Source organism: Hydrogenophaga sp. (assembly GCF_035481345.1).
GTDB lineage: Bacteria > Pseudomonadota > Gammaproteobacteria > Burkholderiales > Burkholderiaceae_C > Hydrogenophaga.
The window spans coordinates 1-17802 of the sequence record NZ_DATIGV010000101.1 but is presented as its reverse complement, the minus strand read 5'-3'; the positions used below and the strand labels follow the sequence as shown (position 1 = coordinate 17802).

14 protein-coding genes are annotated in these 17802 nt (G+C 69.0%); 5 read left to right on the top strand and 9 right to left on the bottom strand.

What is annotated here, in order from left to right:
• Nucleotides 1–265: 265 nt before the first annotated feature.
• On the bottom strand, nt 266–754 hold the full coding sequence (locus VLG41_RS10945) for a hypothetical protein (protein ID WP_325349430.1): 489 nt from the start codon (nt 752–754) through the stop codon (nt 266–268).
• Nucleotides 755–786: 32 nt separating this feature from the next.
• The gene (locus VLG41_RS10940) at nt 787–3501 is read right to left on the bottom strand and encodes an ATP-binding cassette domain-containing protein (protein WP_325349429.1); all 2715 of its coding nucleotides are present in this window, start codon (nt 3499–3501) and stop codon (nt 787–789) included.
• Between the two features lie 282 nt (nt 3502–3783).
• Between VLG41_RS10940 and VLG41_RS10935 the strand changes: the two genes are divergently transcribed.
• The gene (locus tag VLG41_RS10935) at nt 3784–4800 is read left to right on the top strand and encodes a porin (protein WP_325349428.1); all 1017 of its coding nucleotides are present in this window, start codon (nt 3784–3786) and stop codon (nt 4798–4800) included.
• 119 nt (nt 4801–4919) lie between these two features.
• Here the strand turns inward: VLG41_RS10935 and soxB are convergent, their stop codons facing one another.
• From soxB to soxC, 7 genes are all read right to left on the bottom strand, one after another.
• A complete protein-coding gene (soxB, locus tag VLG41_RS10930; RefSeq protein WP_325349427.1) occupies nt 4920–6641 on the bottom strand; it encodes a thiosulfohydrolase SoxB in 1722 nt (573 codons plus the stop codon).
• Between the two features lie 85 nt (nt 6642–6726).
• A complete protein-coding gene (gene soxX / locus VLG41_RS10925) occupies nt 6727–7386 on the bottom strand; it encodes a sulfur oxidation c-type cytochrome SoxX (RefSeq protein ID WP_325349426.1) in 660 nt (219 codons plus the stop codon).
• Between the two features lie 16 nt (nt 7387–7402).
• On the bottom strand, nt 7403–8209 hold the full coding sequence (gene soxA / locus VLG41_RS10920) for a sulfur oxidation c-type cytochrome SoxA (RefSeq protein ID WP_325349425.1): 807 nt from the start codon (nt 8207–8209) through the stop codon (nt 7403–7405).
• 136 nt (nt 8210–8345) lie between these two features.
• The gene (soxZ, locus tag VLG41_RS10915; RefSeq protein WP_325349424.1) at nt 8346–8657 is read right to left on the bottom strand and encodes a thiosulfate oxidation carrier complex protein SoxZ; all 312 of its coding nucleotides are present in this window, start codon (nt 8655–8657) and stop codon (nt 8346–8348) included.
• A 45-nt stretch (nt 8658–8702) separates the two neighbouring features.
• Nucleotides 8703–9158 carry a thiosulfate oxidation carrier protein SoxY gene (soxY, locus tag VLG41_RS10910; protein WP_325349423.1) on the bottom strand — a complete coding sequence of 152 codons (456 nt, stop codon included), beginning with the start codon at nt 9156–9158 and terminating at the stop codon, nt 8703–8705.
• Nucleotides 9159–9243: 85 nt separating this feature from the next.
• Complete coding sequence (locus tag VLG41_RS10905) at nt 9244–10320, bottom strand: c-type cytochrome (protein WP_414652482.1); 1077 nt, start codon at nt 10318–10320, stop codon at nt 9244–9246.
• A 3-nt stretch (nt 10321–10323) separates the two neighbouring features.
• Entirely contained in the window at nt 10324–11598 is a 1275-nt protein-coding gene (gene soxC / locus VLG41_RS10900) for a sulfite dehydrogenase (RefSeq protein ID WP_414652483.1), read from the bottom strand.
• A 289-nt stretch (nt 11599–11887) separates the two neighbouring features.
• On the opposite strand from soxC, the gene VLG41_RS10895 reads away from it, so the two are divergent.
• From VLG41_RS10895 to VLG41_RS10880, 4 genes are all read left to right on the top strand, one after another.
• Nucleotides 11888–12190, top strand: coding sequence for a c-type cytochrome (locus tag VLG41_RS10895; protein ID WP_325349420.1), 303 nt, complete (start codon nt 11888–11890; stop codon nt 12188–12190).
• 11 nt (nt 12191–12201) lie between these two features.
• Entirely contained in the window at nt 12202–13479 is a 1278-nt protein-coding gene (locus VLG41_RS10890; RefSeq protein WP_325349419.1) for an NAD(P)/FAD-dependent oxidoreductase, read from the top strand.
• Nucleotides 13480–13598: 119 nt separating this feature from the next.
• Complete coding sequence (locus tag VLG41_RS10885; RefSeq protein ID WP_325349418.1) at nt 13599–15851, top strand: copper-translocating P-type ATPase; 2253 nt, start codon at nt 13599–13601, stop codon at nt 15849–15851.
• A gap of 88 nt (nt 15852–15939) precedes the next feature.
• On the top strand, nt 15940–17802 hold a 1863-nt coding region (locus VLG41_RS10880), incomplete at its 3' end, for a heavy metal translocating P-type ATPase (protein ID WP_325349417.1).

Below are 17802 nucleotides of genomic sequence, written 5' to 3'. Positions count from 1 at the left end.
GCCGGCGAGCCCGCCAGCCTCGTCCACCAGGCCCAGCAGGCGAGGCATGAAGTGGGTGAGGTGCGCCTGGTGCTCCTGCTGGAAACGGCGCCGGATCAATTCGAGGCCTCGGTCACGGGCCACGCCCACGAGGGGCCTCAGCACCAGGGGTTCCCGGAGCGAATCGCCCGGCGCGCCGGTCCCGCGGCAGGCGCCGACGGAGCCGGCGGAGAAGACAATCGGGGAGTTCATGCCCCCATGCTGGGGGGCGAGCCTTAGACCAACATTAACGCGCTTGACGTCCGCCCGCCGCCGCAGACCGCTGGTACGCCAGCGCGCGCACGTTGCCCGCCACCCAGAGCGAGAAGGCCTCGTCCCACTGCGGCATGGCGCCGCTGGCCGCGACGACGATGCCGTCGAGGCACACGCCGCCCCACACCAGCCGGTCTTCAGCGCCGAGCCGGTGCGGCTCGAGCAACTGCAACCGGCGGCTGTCGATGCCGTGGCGCCAGCTCAGCGCGGCCTTGTCGCGCGCGTAGGCAGCGTAGTCGGCGTCCCAGGTGGCGCGATTCTGCTGGCCCAAGGTCTGCTCGTGCAGGATCGCTTCCTCGAAGCGGCAGGTGCCGGGCCGGGCCGCCGGGTCCAGCACCACCAGGTGCAGCACGTGCTGCCCGCTGATGGCGGCGTCGTGCAGCGCCGCCTCTATGGCGGGGCGGGCGAGCGACACGGCCAGGCGGGCGGCGTCTTCATCGACGAATCGGCTTCGGCTCTTCATGCTGGCGTTCCTTCTTGGACAGGCAGGGCGCCTCAACTGGCACCAGGGCGACCCGCGAGCGCGAGCACGGTGGTCACGAGTTCGTCGGGCACGACGGGCTTGCTCAGCACCATCTGGAAACCGGCCATGAGCGCGCGGATGCGGTGTTCGGGTTGGGCCGCGCCGGTCACCGCCAACGCGGAGATGCGCTGATCCAGCGAGGCTTCTCGCCGGACCTCGATCTGGCGCAGGCGTCGCACGACGGAGAAGCCGTCCTCGTCCTCCAGCGCCACGTCGCACACCAGCACCCGCGGCCACTGCGGGACGGGGTGGTCCTCGATCCAGCGCAGCGCCGGCTCTCCGTTGCCGAAACCGATGGTGTCGGCCCCTGCCTCCTTCAGCACCGCCTCCAGGGCCTCGCGCGCCATGGGGTTGTCGTCCACGACCATCACCGTGAGCCCGGGGAGGCGCCGGACCTGGTGTTCCGGTGCCGTGGCGGCGCGCTGGTCCACGGCCGGCGGCGGCGCGGCCACGGCGTGCAGCGGCAAGTCAACGAGGTAGCGCATGCCCTGCACCGAGGTGGCCGGCACCAGGCTGAACTGCCCGCCCTGCCGCTCGATGGCGGAGCGCAGGGCCAGGGGGTCCATGGCCGGCAACTCGGACGCCACGGCGGGCGGCGTGCCGTTGCCATCGTGGCGCCCGTCCGTCACACCCAGCCGCACGCGGCCCTGGTGCCGCTCGAGGCGCCACTCCACCCGACCGCCCGGCGGCGTGGACTCGACCGCGTGCTGTCCCAGGTCCCACATCACCTGCGACAGCACGCCCGGATCGCCCAGCACGCGGGCGCCCTCGGGGTCGATCACGGTGTAGAGCTGGATGGCGCGCGCGTCCAGCCGCGGCCGCAGGCCGTCGATGACGTTGGCCAGCAGGGCCGCCAGGTTGACGGGCTGTCGCGCCAGTTGGCGCTCGAGCCGGTCGAAGGCCTGCTTCTGGCGCTGCAGATCCCACAACTGCGCGTACAGGCCGCCCTGCGCGATGAGCTGCTCGTGGCGGCCCCGTTCGACGATGCGGCCCCGGTCCATCACCAGGATGTTGTCGGCGTCCACGATGGTGGAGAGCCGGTGCGCGATGATCAGCGTGGTGCGGTCCGCCGACAGGCGATCGAGCTGGCCCTGGATGGCGCGCTCGGAGCGCGTGTCGAGCGCCGAGGTGGCCTCGTCGAGGATGAGGATGGGCGCGTTCTTGAGGAAGGCGCGCGCGATGGCGATGCGCTGTTTCTCCCCTCCGGAGAGCTTCATGCCCCGCTCACCCACCACGGTGTCGTACTGCTGGGGCAGCGAGGCGATGAACTCGTCCACCTGGGCCGCGCGAGCGGCCTCCATCACCTGCGCCAGGCTCGCGCCGGGGTGGCCATAGGCGATGTTGTAGGCAATGGTGTCGTTGAAGAGGGTGCTGTCCTGCGGCACGATGCCCACCGCCGCGCGCAGGCTGTCCAGCGTGACGGCGCCCAGGTCGGCGCCATCCACCAACACCCGGCCGCGCTGCGGGTCGTACAGGCGCAGCAGCAAGCGCGCGAGCGTGGACTTGCCCGATCCGCTGCCGCCGACCACCGCCACCGTCTGCCCGGGTTCGATGCGGAAGTCGACGTCCCACAGCACCTGGCGGCCGGCTTCGTAGGAAAAGTCCACGTGCTCGAAGACCACCTCGCCGCGTGAGGCGCTCAGGGGCGTGGCGCGCGGACTGTCGCTTATCTCGGGCGGCGTGCTCAGCAAGTCCCACAGCCGTTCGGCGTTGGTGAGCGCATCGCGCGCCTCGCGAAACACCATGCCCAGCGCGTTGAGCGGCAGACAGACCTGCAGCACATAGGCGTTGACCAGCACCAGGTCGCCCACGGTCATGCGGCCGCGCACGGTTTCCTGGCCCGCCAGCAGCATGACGGCGCCGACACCGAGCGCGATGATCGCTGCCTGGCCGAGGTGCAGCGCCGACAGCGCGGCCTGGTTGTCGACACCGCGCTCCACCCAGGCGCGGCGCGCGCCGTTGTAGCGCGCGACCTCGTGCGGCGCGCGGGCGTGCGCGCGCACCGACTCCAGGTTCACCAGGCTGTCCATGAGCAGGCCGTTGGCGCGCGAGTCCAGGGCGTTGACGCGCCGTTGGATGAGCACGCGCCGCCGCGTCATGAGCGCCGTGTGGACCGCGTAGGCCACGAAAGTGACGAGCAGGATCACGAGGAACCACGCGCTGTAGGCGGCTGCCATGATGAGCAGCACGGCGACGATTTCCACCAGCGTGGGCAGCAGCGTGAACAGCAAGGCGCCGAGCAGGAAACCCAGCGCCACGGCGCCACGGTCCACGTCGCGCACCAGGCCACCCATCTGGCGCTGCAGGTGAAAACGCGGCCCCATGGCATGCAGATGGGCCAGCGCCTTCTGTGCGAAGTCGGCCACCGTGGCCAGCGTGACGCGCGCGAAGCACAGATCACGCAACTCGGTGAACAGGGTGGCCGAAAAGCGCAGCGCCGCATAACCGATCAGCAGGAAGACCGGCAACACCACGAGTTGCGTACCGGCAGGGAAGGCCGCCGAGGCGTCGGACGCCATGTCGGCGGCCATCGTGCCCGGCGCGCTGAAGCGGTCCACCACCTCCTTGAGCACCAGCGGCACGCAGACACTGGCCAGCTTGGCCAATACCAGCAGCGCGATGGCCAGGAGCGTGCGGCGGCGGTGGCGCCGGGCGACCGCCCAGAGCGTCGACAGAACATCCTTCACAGAGCGTGTGGGCGTGCTGGCCAGCCCGTCGTGCCCATCCATCCACCGGCCCGGCAATCCGCGTGCCGCGCGCGCCCACCATTAACAAAGTTGCGCACACAACGACTACACGGCCATGAATTCCCCTGCTACGTCTGCGGGTGCCCGTTGTAAATGGGACAAACCATTACGAATGTAATCGGACGGTTATTTTCGTCGCGTGGAATACGCCAGGTCGTCCCGCACGGTGCGGGAGGCACGGGTCCCACCAGGACCCGGACCCCACAACGGAGAAACCATTCCATGAAAAAGAGCCTGATCGCTCTGGCCGCCCTGGCCACCATCAGCGGCGCCGCCATGGCGCAATCCAGCGTCACCATCTACGGCCGCCTCGACGCTTCCGTCGGTTCCGAAAAAGCCGGTGCATCGGGCGCCGCGCAGAGCACCTCGCAACTGCAAAGCGGTCTGCTGAGCACCAGCCGCCTGGGCTTCCGCGGCACCGAAGACCTCGGTGGCGGCCTGAAAGCCATCTTCCAGCTCGAAGGCGCGCTCAACGTGGACGACGGCACCGCCGCCGGCTACCGCTTCGGCCGCATGTCCATCGTGGGTCTGTCGGGCGGCTTCGGTACCGTCAAGCTCGGCCTGCACGACACGTCCTTCGACGACATCCGCGACATCAGCGTGAGCAGCGCGCTGTGGGACTCGGCCTTCACCCCCACCACCATTGCCTACGGCAACTCGGTGGGCGGCGTCGCCGTGGGCCACGTGGCCGACTATTCCGCCCGCGCCAGCAACCAGATCCGCTACGAGTCGCCCAACTTCGGCGGCTTCACCGCGGGTGTGAGCTATGGCCTGGACGAGCAGGCTTCGCCGATCAAGCGCGACACCACCGCCTTCAACGTGCGCTACCGCAGCGGCCCGCTGGACGTGGGCGTCGGCTACCAGGAGCTGGACAACGAAGTCAGCGCCCTCAAGCGTGAGTACACGACCCTGGCCGGTGCCTACGACTTCGGCGTGGTGCGCGTCTCCGCCGGCTACAACATGGCCGAGCAAGGCACGCTGGAATCCGACGGCTTCGTGGTGGGTGCCAACATGCCCATGGGTCCCTGGGACTTCTCGGTGGCCTACGCCTACAACAAGTCCGAGAACGCTGGCGTGGATAGCGCCAAGTCCAAAGGCCTGTCGATCGGCGCGACCTACTCGCTGTCCAAGCGCACCCGCGTGTACGCCGCCTACCTCAATGGCGACGCCGAGAACGGCGCCGGCACCGAGATCGCCGAGCGTCGCCTGTACGCCGTCGGCGTCCGTCACGACTTCTGATCGTGACCGCGGGGCCCTCGGGCCCCGCACCGGGGCCGCAAGGCCCCTCCCTTTTCCAAGGTTTGGTTTTGACAGCCATCGCCCTCGCGGGCGGTGGCTTTTTTCTTGCCCGCGCGCGTTCAGGCGGCCCCGGGGTTGCCCTTCATGCCGATGAGGGCGGGGGTGTTGACCTGCACGCCCTTGATCACCTTCTTCGCGCGCAGGTGCGTGGCGACGACGTCCCACACCGGCTCGCCCTGGACGTTCTCCTGCACCGAGGCCCAGCCGGCCACCTTGTACTTCCGGTCCGCTTCGATGGGCTTTCCCTTGAGCGTCATGTTCTGGATGCGCCCGCCCATGCGCTCCTTCGGCGCGATGCTGTATTTCATGCCGCCCACGCGCACCATGTCGCCGCCCTGCTGGTAGTAGGGGTCGGGGTTGAAGATGTTGTCGGCCACGTCTTCCAGGATCTCCTTGATCTGCGTGCCGGTGAACTCGTTGAGCGTGGTCGAGGGGTAGGTGATGGCCGTCTGGTCCATCAACGCCTCCATGGTGATGGCGTCGCCCGGCAAGAGCGAGGTGCCCCAACGCACGCCCGGCGAGAAGCACATGTCCGCGCCCTTGACCTCCATCAGCGCGTCGCAGATGACCTGGTCCCAGGAGCCGTTGAAGTTGCCGCGGCGGTAGAGCAGGTCTTCGGTGACCGCGAGCTTCTCGGCCAGCTTCGCCTGGTAGGGCGCGCGCACACCATCGATGTAGGCCTGCATCTCGGCGTCGGCTGGCAGCAGGTTGGCGAAGATGGGCATGAGCTTGTACCGGTAGCCCTGCACCTTGCCGCCACGCACGTCGAAGTCGAGCACGCCGAGGAACTTGGTGTTCGAACCGGCGTTGGTGACCAGGGTCTGTCCGCCCGGGTTCTTCACCACCGTGGGCGCGGGCATGCCGTCGTGCGTGTGGCCACCCAGGATGGCGTCGATGCCGCTGACGCGGGAGGCCAGCTTGAGGTCCACGTCCATGCCGTTGTGCGAGAGCAGCACCACCACCTGCGCGCCCTTGCCGCGCACCTCGTCCACCACCTTCTGCAGGTGCTCTTCCTGGATGCCGAAGGTCCAGTCGGGCACCATGTGGCGCGGGTTGGCGATGGGGGTGTAGGGAAAGGCCTGTCCGATGACGGCCACCGGCACGCCGTTCATGTCGCGCAGCGTGTAGGGCTTGAAGACGAGGTCCTCGAAGTCGGTGGTCTTGATGTTCTGGGCCAGGAATTCGATGTGGCCCTTCAGGTCCTTCTCGACGATCTCCTGCACGCGCTTGGCGCCAAAGGTGTGTTCCCAGTGCGAGCTCATGATGTTCACGCCCAGGCGCTTGCAGGCGTCCACCATGTCCTGCGCGTTCGTCCACAGCGAGGTGGCCGAGCCCTGCCAGGTGTCGCCGCCGTCGAGCAGCCAGGCGTACGGGCGGCTGGCGCGCAGTTGTTTGACCAGCGTCGCCATGTGCGCGAAGCCGCCCACCTTTCCGTAGGTCTTCGCGGCCTGCGTGAAATCGAGGTAGCTGAAGGCGTGCGCCTGCGCGGTGCCGGGGCGGATGTTGAAGTGCCTGAGCAGGGACTCACCGACCAGGTGCGGGGCCTTGCCGGTGGCATCGCCCACACCGAGGTTCACGCTGGGCTCGCGGAAGTACACCGGTGTGAGCTGCGCGTGGCAGTCGGTGAAGTGCAGGAAGCTCACGTTGCCGAAGCGAGGCACGTCGTACAGGCGCTCGCTGGCGCCGGCGGTGGCGGCCAGCGCGTCGCGGTGGTCGAGTGCCATGCCGGCGGCGCTGGCGGCGGCCAGCAGTTGCATGAATTCACGGCGGCTCAGGCTCATGGGGCACTCTCTTCAGAAGCAAACACTGATATTCAAAGGCGCAAAAAAGCCCGGAGCCGCTCAAGGGGCGCCCGGGCTCATCGGATCACTTGTTGACGGGCGAGTTCGGGTCGAGCAGCAGCGCCATCACGTGCTTGAGCTGCGTCTCGTTGAGGATGCCCTTGTGGCCCACGCGCGGCATCTGCGAGCAGGCGTTGTAGGCGCGCGCGTTGTAGAGCTTGCCCCAGGTGTAGTCGACGATGGGCTTGGACGCGGCGGCGGCCGGGTCGCTCACGCCGCGCAGCTTGCCGTAGTTGTAGAGGCTGGGGCCCAGGGTGCCGAAGGAAATCTCTTCCTTGCTGATCTGGTGGCAGTTGTAGCAGTTGCCGCCATTGGCTTGCTTGGCGTCGTCGGTCCAGGTCAGGCCACGACCGCTTTGGGCGATCTTCTCGCCCTCTTTCCAGTCGCCCAGGAACTTGCCGTCGGTGGGCCACTTGATGGTCTTCATGCTGGCCTCTTCCACGGCCTTGGCGAGTTTCTCGTCGAGCGGCTTGCCCGACAGGTCGGCTTGCAGACAGGTGGCGTTGGCCTGGTCCTGATCCAGGCGGTCGAGCGTGGCGATGCCCTTGGCCTGGAAGGAGTTCTTCATCGTGTCGGCGGTGGCCTTCTCGATGTCGGCCTGCGAAGGCGGCATGGAGCAGGCAGCGAGCAGCGCGGCCAGGGGCAGATACAGGGCCAAGGAGGCGAGGAGGGTCTTCTGGTTCATCGTGGGTCTCCTGTCTTCAGCGCTTGATCGCGGGCACGGCGGACTCGGCGCCCTTGGCGTTGACGCCCATGTAGACGCTCAGCGCCAGCGTGGCGTCGCTGCCGAACTTGGGCTCGGGCCAGCGCATCTGGCGGAAGCAGTCGTTCAGGCGCAGTTGCATGCCCCACATCTGCGCGTTGGACACACGGTACGCGGGCCACGCCGCGAAGCCGATGCCGTCACCCGGGTTCTTGGTGAGGTTGGGCAGGTCCTGCAGGCGGATGCGCTTGTCGTCCGCGCCGTGGCAGGACGCGCAGGAGAAATCGTGCGTGCCGCCGCGCGTGAAGAACAGGCGCTTGCCGGTTTCGTACATGAGCTTTTCCTGCGCATGCGACTGCGGCAGGTTCATCTTCATGCCCTTGGAAGCCGTGGCCACGTAGGTGGCGATGGCCGTCACGTTGGCCATCTCGCCGCGGCGGAAGGGGGTCTTGCGGACCTCGTCGCCATTGAAGCCCTGCAGGGTTTCCATGCAGGTGATGATGCGGCCCTCAAGGTCCTCCACGCGGTTGGTGTCCTTGAAGTGGCGCGGCAGCTCGACGAAGGCGCCCTTGATGACGCCGGGACCCTTGCCCAGGTCGCACTGTTCCAGCGAGGCGTTCTTCGGCCCGCGCTTCTGTTTCCAGAGCTCCTCGCCCTTCATTTCATAGAGCTCGGCGGGGTTGCCGTCCTGCAGCATCTCGCGGTACTTGGCGATGCCGTCGGCCGTGGACAATTGCGCGTGCGCGGCAGCGGCGCCAAGCACCAGCGCCGAGAAGGCAATGGCACGGGAAACAGGTCGCTTCATGGGGGTCTCCTCGTCAGCTCGTTATCGGAAAACACGTGGGGACGGCGGGGGAGTTCGCCGAGGTCACCGCGGAACCGGCTTCGCCGGGCCGCAGGTGACGCCCCCTTGGGGGGGTCGCGCGAAGCGCGGCGGGGGGTTACGCAATACTTGCTTCGTCGGTCCGCGAGTCGCCCTTGTTGTCGCTCCACTTCACGACGATCTTGTCGCCCTTGGCGCCGCCCTTGAACTTGAAGGACAGGAAGGGGTTCTGCGCCACGGCGCCGGTGAACTGCGCCTGCAGCACGGTCTTGCCGTTGTGGGTGCAGTCGACGTTCGTGATGAAGTGACCGGGGATGAGGGCGCCGGCCGCGTCGCGGCGCGTGCCGGGTTCCATGATGTGCGACATGAGCACGCGGACGGTGGTTTCGCCGTCGGCAACGGCGGCGCGGATGCGCATCGGATCAGCCATGGTGGACTCCTGTGTTCGTTGAATCTCGAAAGGGGCTCGGGCCGATCAGCCGCCGCAGCCGCCCAGCGTGACCTTGGTTTCTTTGGTGGCCGAGTAGAGCTTGCCGTCGGCCTTGACCACGGCGATGACATTGGAGCTCTGGCCCATCTTGAGGCGGGTGGAGATCTCGGGCACGGTGCCGGCCGGGACGGTGAATGCGGCCGCCAGGGGCATCGGGTTCTTTTCCACGATCAGGAAGATCTCGGTGGTGTTGGGCAGCTTGCTGGCCGCGCCGATGGGCACCACGGCGCCGTTCTCGGCGATGTCGGGCGCCACCACGGTGACCTGGTCGCTGGTGGCCGGCGTGCCGCCAACGGCCTTGAGCGCGTCGGCCAACGTCTTGCCCTCAAAGCTCGAGCGCTCGAGCGCGGCGTTCGCCTGGCTTTGGGTGACGATGCCCATGGAAACGAGGGCAGCAAAGGCCCCGGTGGTCTTCAAGGCGTCTCGACGGGTGCTGTTCATGGGAACTCCTGTGCAAATGCGTGGCGAAGGGCGAGTGTAGCGAGCGAGAAATGGAACGGGTATGGGGTATGCGTGAAGCCCTGGATCACCGAGGGCCGGCCGCGATCCAGCGCGCAATGGCCTGGGCCTCGACGTCCTTGAGCTGGGGCTGCGGCGGCATGGGAGTGGCGCCGAAGACGCCACTGCCACCGGCCTTGATCTTGCGTGCCAGGTAGGCTTCCAGATCGGCCTTGCCCTTGTGCTTGGCCAGGACCTCGGTGAAACCGGGGCCGACGATTTTGTTGCTGACGCCGTGACAGGCCGTGCAGCCATTGGCGGTGAGCAAGGCCTTCACGTCCACCCCGCCCGGGGCGGCCGCCGGGGCAGCGGCCATCACCACCGGCGCGGGCGGGGGCGCGCTGCCCACCGGGCCCTTGAGCGGCGGCTTCGTGGTGTCGGCGCCGCGCACCGGGCCCACCACGCGGTTCTGCTCCTGGATGTTGCCGTGCGCGTCGCGCGCGAAATCGGGCAGTGCCGAGCGCACCTGCGCATCGGTCGGGCAGTCCTTCATGCAGGCCACGTTCTTCACGTCGCCCTTGCCCGAGACCTTCCACAGCGGCTCGTGGAACACCATGCCGTTGCGATTGGGCATGCGTTGCTGCACTTCGGCGATGTTCTGGTCCGACAGCGTGAAGTCCGCCGGCACGATGTCGCCCAGGTGCAGGATGTACGCGAGCACGCCGTAGACCTCCTCGGTCTTGAGCGTCTTGGGCGCGTTCCAGGGCATGGCGCGGTTGATGTAGTCCCACAGCGTCGAGACCGTGGCCACCTTCATCAGCGTCGTGCGCTGCGGGAAGGTGTTGCCCGGCGCCAGGTTCTTCACGCGGCCACGTTCGATGTCGGCTGGGGTGGTGCCGCCCACGATGGGCGTGAACACCTCGTTCGATTCGCCGAACACGCCGTGGCAGGACGCGCACTGCGCCTCCCATACCTTCTCGCCCAGCGCGACGCTGCCCGCGCCCTTGAGCAGGCCCTTGAAGTCGGGCCGCACATCGATGTCCCAGGCCTTGATCTCGGCCGGTGTGGCCTCGCGGCCGACCTCGTGCCAGGGCCTGGGTTGCGCCATCGCCGCGCCGCCCAGCAGCGCGAGGGACAGCAGGAACAGATTTCGCATCGCCATCATTCTTCAGAACACCTGCACGTTCGAGACTTCGCCGTTCTCCGCCACCTTCCACGACTGGATCGCGTTCTGGTGGTAGATCGAGCGCGTGCCGCGCACCGCGCGCAGCTGGTTGATCTTGGGTTGCACATAGCCGGTGCTGTCGATCGCGCGGCTCTGCAGGATGGCGGGCTTGCCGTCCCACACCCAGTCGATGTTGAAGCGCGTGAGCGCCTTGTCCAGCACCGGCCCTTCCAGGCGCGCCGTGCGCCAGTTGCGCCCGCCGTCCACGCTCACGTCCACGCGCTTGATCGCACCGCGCCCCGACCAGGCCAGGCCGCTCACGTTGTAGTAGCCCTTGTCGAGCAGCGTCTGCCCGCCCGAAGGCGTGGTGATCACGCTCTTGCACTCCTGGATGCCGGTGTACTGGCGGTGCGTGCCGTCGGGCATGAGGTCGATGTAGTGCACCGCCTCGTCCTTGCTGGCCCACTTCTGGTCGCCCACCTCCAGGCGTCGCAGGTACTTCACCCAGCTCACGCCCTGGATGCCTGGCACCACCAGGCGCAGCGGGTAGCCGTTCTCGGGGCGCAGCATCTCGCCGTTCATGGCCCAGGCGACGATGCAATCCTCCATCGCGCGTTCCATGTCGATGGTGCGCGTCATCGACGAACCGTCGGCGCCCTCGGCCAGCACGTACTTGCCGAGCTTCCTGTCGACGCCGCACATCTCCAGCAGGGTGGACAGGCGCACGCCCGTGAACTCCGAGCAGCTCACCATGCCGTGCGTGTACTGCACCGTGGGCAGGGCCACGTTGCCCCACTCGGGCGCGGAGTTCGCGCCACATTCGATGAAGTGGATGCGCGACACACTGGGCAGGCGCATCAGGTCGTCCATGGTGAACACGCGCGAGCGCTTCACCAGGCCGTGCACCATCAGGCGGTGCTGGCTCGGGTCGATGTCCCACCAGCCCTGGTGGTGGCGCTCGAAGTGCAGGCCGCTGGGCGTGATGATGCCGAACAGGCCCTGCAGCGGCGTGAAGCTCACCGAGGCCTGTGGCACGCGCGTGAGGCCGGGGCTCTGGCGGCGCTGCAGATTGGCCTCCCACTGGCTGGGCAGGCCGTAGGGGCGCTCGGCCACCGGGCGGCCCAGGCCGCGCGTGTGCTCGGGCATCTTCAGGATCGCCGGGTCGCCCTCGCCTTCGCTCGCCAGCGCGCGCGAGGCGTGACCGGCGGCCACCGCACCCGCGCCCATGGCCAGTGCCTTGCCCATGAAGCTGCGTCGCGCCTTGCGCGCGGCTTCCATCTTTTCGGCGTCCAGGTGGTTTTCGGGGGCGGGCAGCACCCGCCCGATGGTGTGTTGCAGTGGGTCAGACACGGCGCGGTTCGTTCAGGAGGACTCTCAGGGGCGCGACTATATCGTTACTTGCTGATATTTGGATAAGAGTAAACCCTTGATGCGTTCGACCACTGGCTGGTCTTCAATGCCACAGGGCCTTCGTGCACTCCGCGTCCATCGATATCTGTTTTTCGAGGGAGGCCCCCTGCTACAGTTTTGGGTGCACATCCATCCCAACCCACGATCGGAGACGACGATGCAGAGAACAACAAGGTGGCTGGTCGCGGCGACGCTGCTGGCCCTGGGCGCCGGGGCCCACGCCCAGGTCAACCAGATCCGCGTGTGGGCCGCGGCCTGCGCCAACTGCCACGGCACCGAGGGCCGCGCCGAGCCCGGCATGATCGGTCTGGCCGGCCGCAACAAGGACGAGCTGCTGCAGCAGTTGCTGGCCTTCAAGAATGGCCAGCGGCCCGCGACCATCATGCATCAGTTGTCGAAGGGCTACAGCGACGAGCAACTGGCCCAGATCGCCGCGTACTTCGCGGCCCAGAAGAAGTGAGGAGCCGCACCATGCAACGACGTCAATTCGTACAGACGCTGGGCGCGGGCTCGGCGGTGGCGGGCCTGGGCCTGCTGGCGGGCTGCGCCACCGGCGGCAGCGGTGGTCCCAAGGTGGTGGTGGTGGGCGGCGGCTACGGCGGCGCCACGGCCGCCAAGTACGTGCGCCTGTTCTCCGAAGGCCGCGTGGACGTGACCCTGGTGGAGCCGAACGCCAACTTCGTGTCCTGCCCCCTGAGCAACCTGGTGGTGGGCGGCCACAAGACGCTGGCCGACATCACCGTCTCCTACGACCAGTTGCAGCGCAAGCACGGCGTGAAGCTGGTGCGCGACACGGTGGAGAGCATCGACGCCGACAAGCGCACGGTGAAGCTCGCCAGCGGCGCCACCCTGCCCTACGACCGGCTCATCCTCTCGCCCGGCGTGGACTTCATGCCCACCATCCCCGGCCTGGCCAAGCCCGGCGCGTCGGACAAGATCCTGCACGCCTGGAAAGCCGGCCCGCAGACCGCGCAATTGCACGACCAGCTCAAGGCCCTGCCCGACGGCGGCACCTACGCCATCGCCATTCCCCTGGCGCCCTACCGCTGCCCCCCCGGCCCCTACGAGCGCGCCTGCATGGTGGCGAGCTACTTCAAGGTGGCCAAGCCCCGCAGCAAGGTCGTCATCTTCGACGCCAACGACGACATCACGTCCAAGAAGGGCCTGTTCCTCAAGGCCTGGGACGAGCACTACAAGGGCCTCATCGAGTACCGGCCCAAGCACAAGGTGGTGGACGTGGACGCGGCCACGAACACGCTGAAGTTCGAGTTCAACGACGACTTCAAGGCCGGCGTGGCCAACGTGCTGCCCGACATGCGCGCGGGCGCCATCGCCGTCAAGAGCGGCCTGGCCACGGCCAACGGCCGCTGGTGCGAGGTGGACTTCCTCACCTTCGAATCGAAGGCGGCGAAGAACATCCACGTGCTGGGCGACGCGATCCAGATCGCGCCGGCCATGCCCAAGTCGGGCCACATGGCCAACCAGCACGGCAAGACCTGCGCCGCCGCGGTGGTGTCGCTGCTGACGGGCCAGCAGCCGCCGCAGAACCCGCTGTACGCCAACACCTGCTACAGCTTCGTCACCGCCAAGGACGTGGTGCACGTGGCCAGCGTGCACCGCTACGACGCGGCGCAGAAGACCATGCTGGCGGTGCCGGGCTCGGGCGGCCTGTCCAGCGCGGCGAGCGAGATCGAAGGCGCCTACGCCTTCGGCTGGGCGCGCAACATCTGGGCCGACATGCTGGCCTGAGCCTTGCCTGCGGCTCCACCGGCCAGGCCCCGCTCGCGCGGGGCCTTTTTGTTGGCGGTGATGGTGGGCCTTGACCTTGCCCCCCTGGGAAGCTTGATACTGATTTCAGCGAGGTTCCCATGACACAGACACACGAACACCACCACGGCCCGCACCACAACCCACACGACGACCCGCATCGCGGCCATCCACACCACCATGCGCCGGCCGGCCCCGACCCCGCGGCATCGGCCTCCGCCGGGCCCGCGGGCGGCCCCGACGCCGAGTACACCTGCCCCATGCACCCCGAGGTCCGCCAGCGCGGACCCGGCCACTGCCCCATCTGCGGCATGGCGCTGGAGCCGGTGCTGGCGGCCGCCACCAGCGGCGACAGCCCCGAGCTGCGCGACATGACGCGCCGCTTCTGGATCGGCCTGGCCTTCACGGTGCCGGTGTTCGCGCTGGAGATGGGCGCGCACCTGACGGACCTTCACCACCTCGTGGCCCCGCGGGTGTCCAACCTCGTCCAGATGCTGCTGGCCACGCCGGTGGTGCTGTGGGCCGGCTGGCCCTTCTTCGTGCGCGCCCTGGCCTCGATCCGCCTGCGCCACCTCAACATGTTCACGCTGATCGCGCTGGGCACTGGCGCCGCCTGGCTCTACAGCATGGTCGCCGCGCTGCTGCCCGGCGTGTTCCCGCCCGCGCTGCGCCTGGCCGACGGCGCGGTGGCCGTCTACTTCGAGGCGGCGGCGGTCATCACGGTGCTGGTGTTGCTGGGGCAGGTGCTGGAGCTGCGCGCGCGGGAGAAGACGTCGGGCGCGATCCGCGCGCTGCTCGACCTCGCCCCCAAGACCGCCGTGCGCGTGCGGGACGATGGCGGCGACGAGACGGTCGGCGTCGATGCCATTCGCGTCGGCGACCGGCTGCGCGTGCGCCCGGGCGAAAAAGTGCCGGTGGACGGCGAATTGACCGAGGGCAAGGGGACCGTCGACGAGTCCATGGTGACGGGCGAGCCCATGCCCGTGGCCAAGGCGCCGGGCGCACGCGTCACGGCCGGCACGCTCAACCAGACCGGTGGCTTCGTGATGCGCGCCGACAAGGTGGGCGCCGACACCCTGCTCGCGCAGATCGTGCAGATGGTGGCCGCTGCGCAGCGCAGCCGCGCGCCGATCCAACGCATGGCGGACCGGGTGGCCGGCTGGTTCGTGCCGGTGGTCATCGCCGTGGCCTTGCTGACCTTCGCCGCCTGGTTGAGCTTCGGTCCCGAGCCCGCCCTGTCCTATGCGCTCATCACCGCCGTGGCGGTGCTCATCATCGCCTGCCCCTGCGCGCTCGGGCTGGCCACGCCCATGTCCATCATGGTCGGTGTGGGCAAGGGCGCGCAGCACGGCGTGCTGATCCGCGACGCCGAGGCGCTCGAACTGATGGAGCGCGTGGACACGCTGGTGATGGACAAGACGGGCACGCTCACCGAGGGGCGCCCACGCGTGGTCCACCTGGAGGCCGTGGCGGGCGTCGAGACCGACACCTTGCTGCAGCGCCTGGCCAGTGTGGAGCGGGCCAGCGAACACCCGCTGGCCGCCGCCATCGTGGCCGATGCGCAGGCGCGCGGGCTCGCGCTGTCGCCCGTCGAGGCCTTCGACTCGCCGCTGGGCAAGGGCGTGCTGGGCACGGTGGATGGCGTGCGCATCGCCTGCGGCAGCGCGCGCTTCCTCGCCGAACAAGGGGTGGACGCGGCTCCCTTGCAGGCGCGCGCGGAGCACGTTCGCGCGAAGGCCGCCACGGTGATCTTCGTCGCCATCGATCAGCGGCTCGCGGGCTTCGTCGGCATCGCTGACCCGGTGAAGCCCACCACCCCGGCGGCGCTGGCCGCCTTGCGCGCGGAGGGCCTGCGCGTGGTCATGCTCACGGGCGATGGCCGCACCACCGCGGAGGCCGTGGCCCGCGAACTCGGCATCGACGAGGTGATCGCCGACGTGCTGCCCGAGGAGAAGTCGGCGGTGGTGGACCGGCTCAAGGCCGAGGGCCGCCTGGTGGCCATGGCGGGTGACGGCGTGAACGACGCGCCGGCACTGGCGGCGGCGCATGTCGGCCTGGCCATGGGCACCGGCACCGACGTGGCCATGGAGAGCGCCGGCGTCACGCTGCTGCATGGCGACCTGCTGGGCATGGCACGCGCGCGGCGCCTGTCGCGCGCGACCATGCGCAACATCCGGGAGAACCTCTTCCTGTCCTTCGCCTACAACGTGGCGGGCATCCCGCTCGCGGCGGGTGTGCTGTACCCCTTCTTCGGCTGGCTGCTCTCGCCGGTGGTGGCCGCCGCCGCCATGGCGCTGTCCTCGGTCAGTGTGATCGCCAATGCCTTGCGCTTGCGCGCCACGCGGGTGGACTGAGAAGGAAAGGCCCCATCCGCCGCGTCGGGGCGGGCTTGACTCCGTACCCGCTACAGGGCTTGCAATACCGGGGAAGGAGAGCTTTTCCATGTCCAAGGCCTGCTGCCCACCCCCCGCCACCCCTGGCCCGCACGACCACGCGCACCCGCACGACGGCGCGGCGCACGACCATGACCCCCGCCAGGACCACGACCACCACGGCCATGAGCACGGCCCCGCTTCCGCGCGGGACTGGCTGCGCATGGGCCTGGCGCTGCTCATGGCCCTCGTCGCCGAGGGCCTGCACTTCCTGGCCCCCGAGACCTGGCCGTGGCGGCTCGCGGGCATGGGCATCGCGCTGGCGGCCATCGCGCTCGCGGGCACCGAGGTGTTCCAGCAGGGCATCGCGGCCCTGCGGCGCGGTCGGCTCAACATCAACGCGCTGATGGCGGTCGCCGTCACTGGCGCCTTCCTCATCGGCCAGTGGCCCGAGGCGGCGATGGTGATGGCGCTGTACTCGCTGGCCGAGCTGATCGAGGCGCGTTCGGTCGAGCGCGCGCGCAACGCCATCGCGGGCCTGCTGGCGCTGTCACCGCCGCAGGCCGAGGTGCGCCAGGCCGATGGTGAATGGGTCCTGGTGGACGCGAAGGCCGTGGCCGTGGGCGCCACCGTGCGCGTGAAGCCCGGCGAACGCTTCGCGCTCGACGGCCGCATCACGGCCGGCCACAGCGCGGCCGACCAGTCGCCCATCACGGGCGAAAGCATCCCGGTGGACAAGGGCCCGGGCGACGAGGTCTACGCCGGCACGATCAATCAGCACGGCGCGCTGGAGTTCGAGGTGAGCAAGCCCGCGAGCGACACGGTGCTTGCGCGCATCATCCACGCCATTGAACAGGCGCAGTCGCAGCGCGCGCCCACGCAGCGCTTCGTCGACCGCTTCGCCGCCGTGTACACGCCCGCGGTGTTCGCCATCGCGCTGGCCGTGGCCCTGCTCGGACCGCTGCTGTTCGGCTGGCCCTGGCTCAGCGCCGTCTACAAGGCGCTGGTGCTGCTGGTCATCGCCTGCCCCTGCGCGCTGGTGATCTCCACGCCCGTGACGGTGGTCAGCGGCCTCGCGGCGGCGGCGCGCCGCGGCATCCTCATCAAGGGCGGCGTGTACCTGGAAGAAGCGCGCCGCCTGCGCGTGGTGGCGGTGGACAAGACCGGCACCCTGACCGAGGGCAAGCCGCGCCTGGTGGCGCAGGCGGTGCTGTCCCACACCGTGCCAGCCGAACGCGTGCTGGCCATCGCGCGCGGCCTCGCGGCGCGCTCGGACCACCCCGTCTCCCGGGCCATCGCTTCGGGTCTTGACCAGCAAGCCCTGGCCATCGACGGCTTTGGCGCCGAAGCCGGCCGCGGCGTGCGCGGCACGGTGGAGGGGCGGGCCTACGCGCTCGGCAACCACCGCTGGATGGAAGAGCGCGGGCAATGCTCGCCCGAGCTGGAGGCGCGCCTGCGCGAGCACGAGGCCTTAGGCCGCACCGTGACCCTGCTCGCGAGCGAACAGGGTGTGATCGCGCTGTTTGCAGTGGCCGACACGACCAGGTCCAGCAGCCGCCAGGCCATAGCAGAGCTGAAGGACCTGGGCATCACCACCGTCATGCTGACCGGCGACAACTCCGCGACGGCGCAGGCCATCGCGGCTCAGGTCGGCATCGCCGAGGTGCGGGCCAACCTGTTGCCGCAGGACAAACTCGACGCGATCGAGGCCCTGCGCGCGCAAGGCGCCGTGGGCATGGTGGGCGATGGCATCAACGACGGCCCCGCGCTCAGCGCCGCCACCATCGGCTTCGGCATGGGCGGCGCGGGCAGCGACACCGCCATGGAGGCGGCCGACGTGATCGTGATGAACGACGACCTGCGCAAGCTGCCCGAAACCATTCGATTGTCCCGGCGCACGCACACGGTGCTGTGGCAGAACATCGCGCTGGCG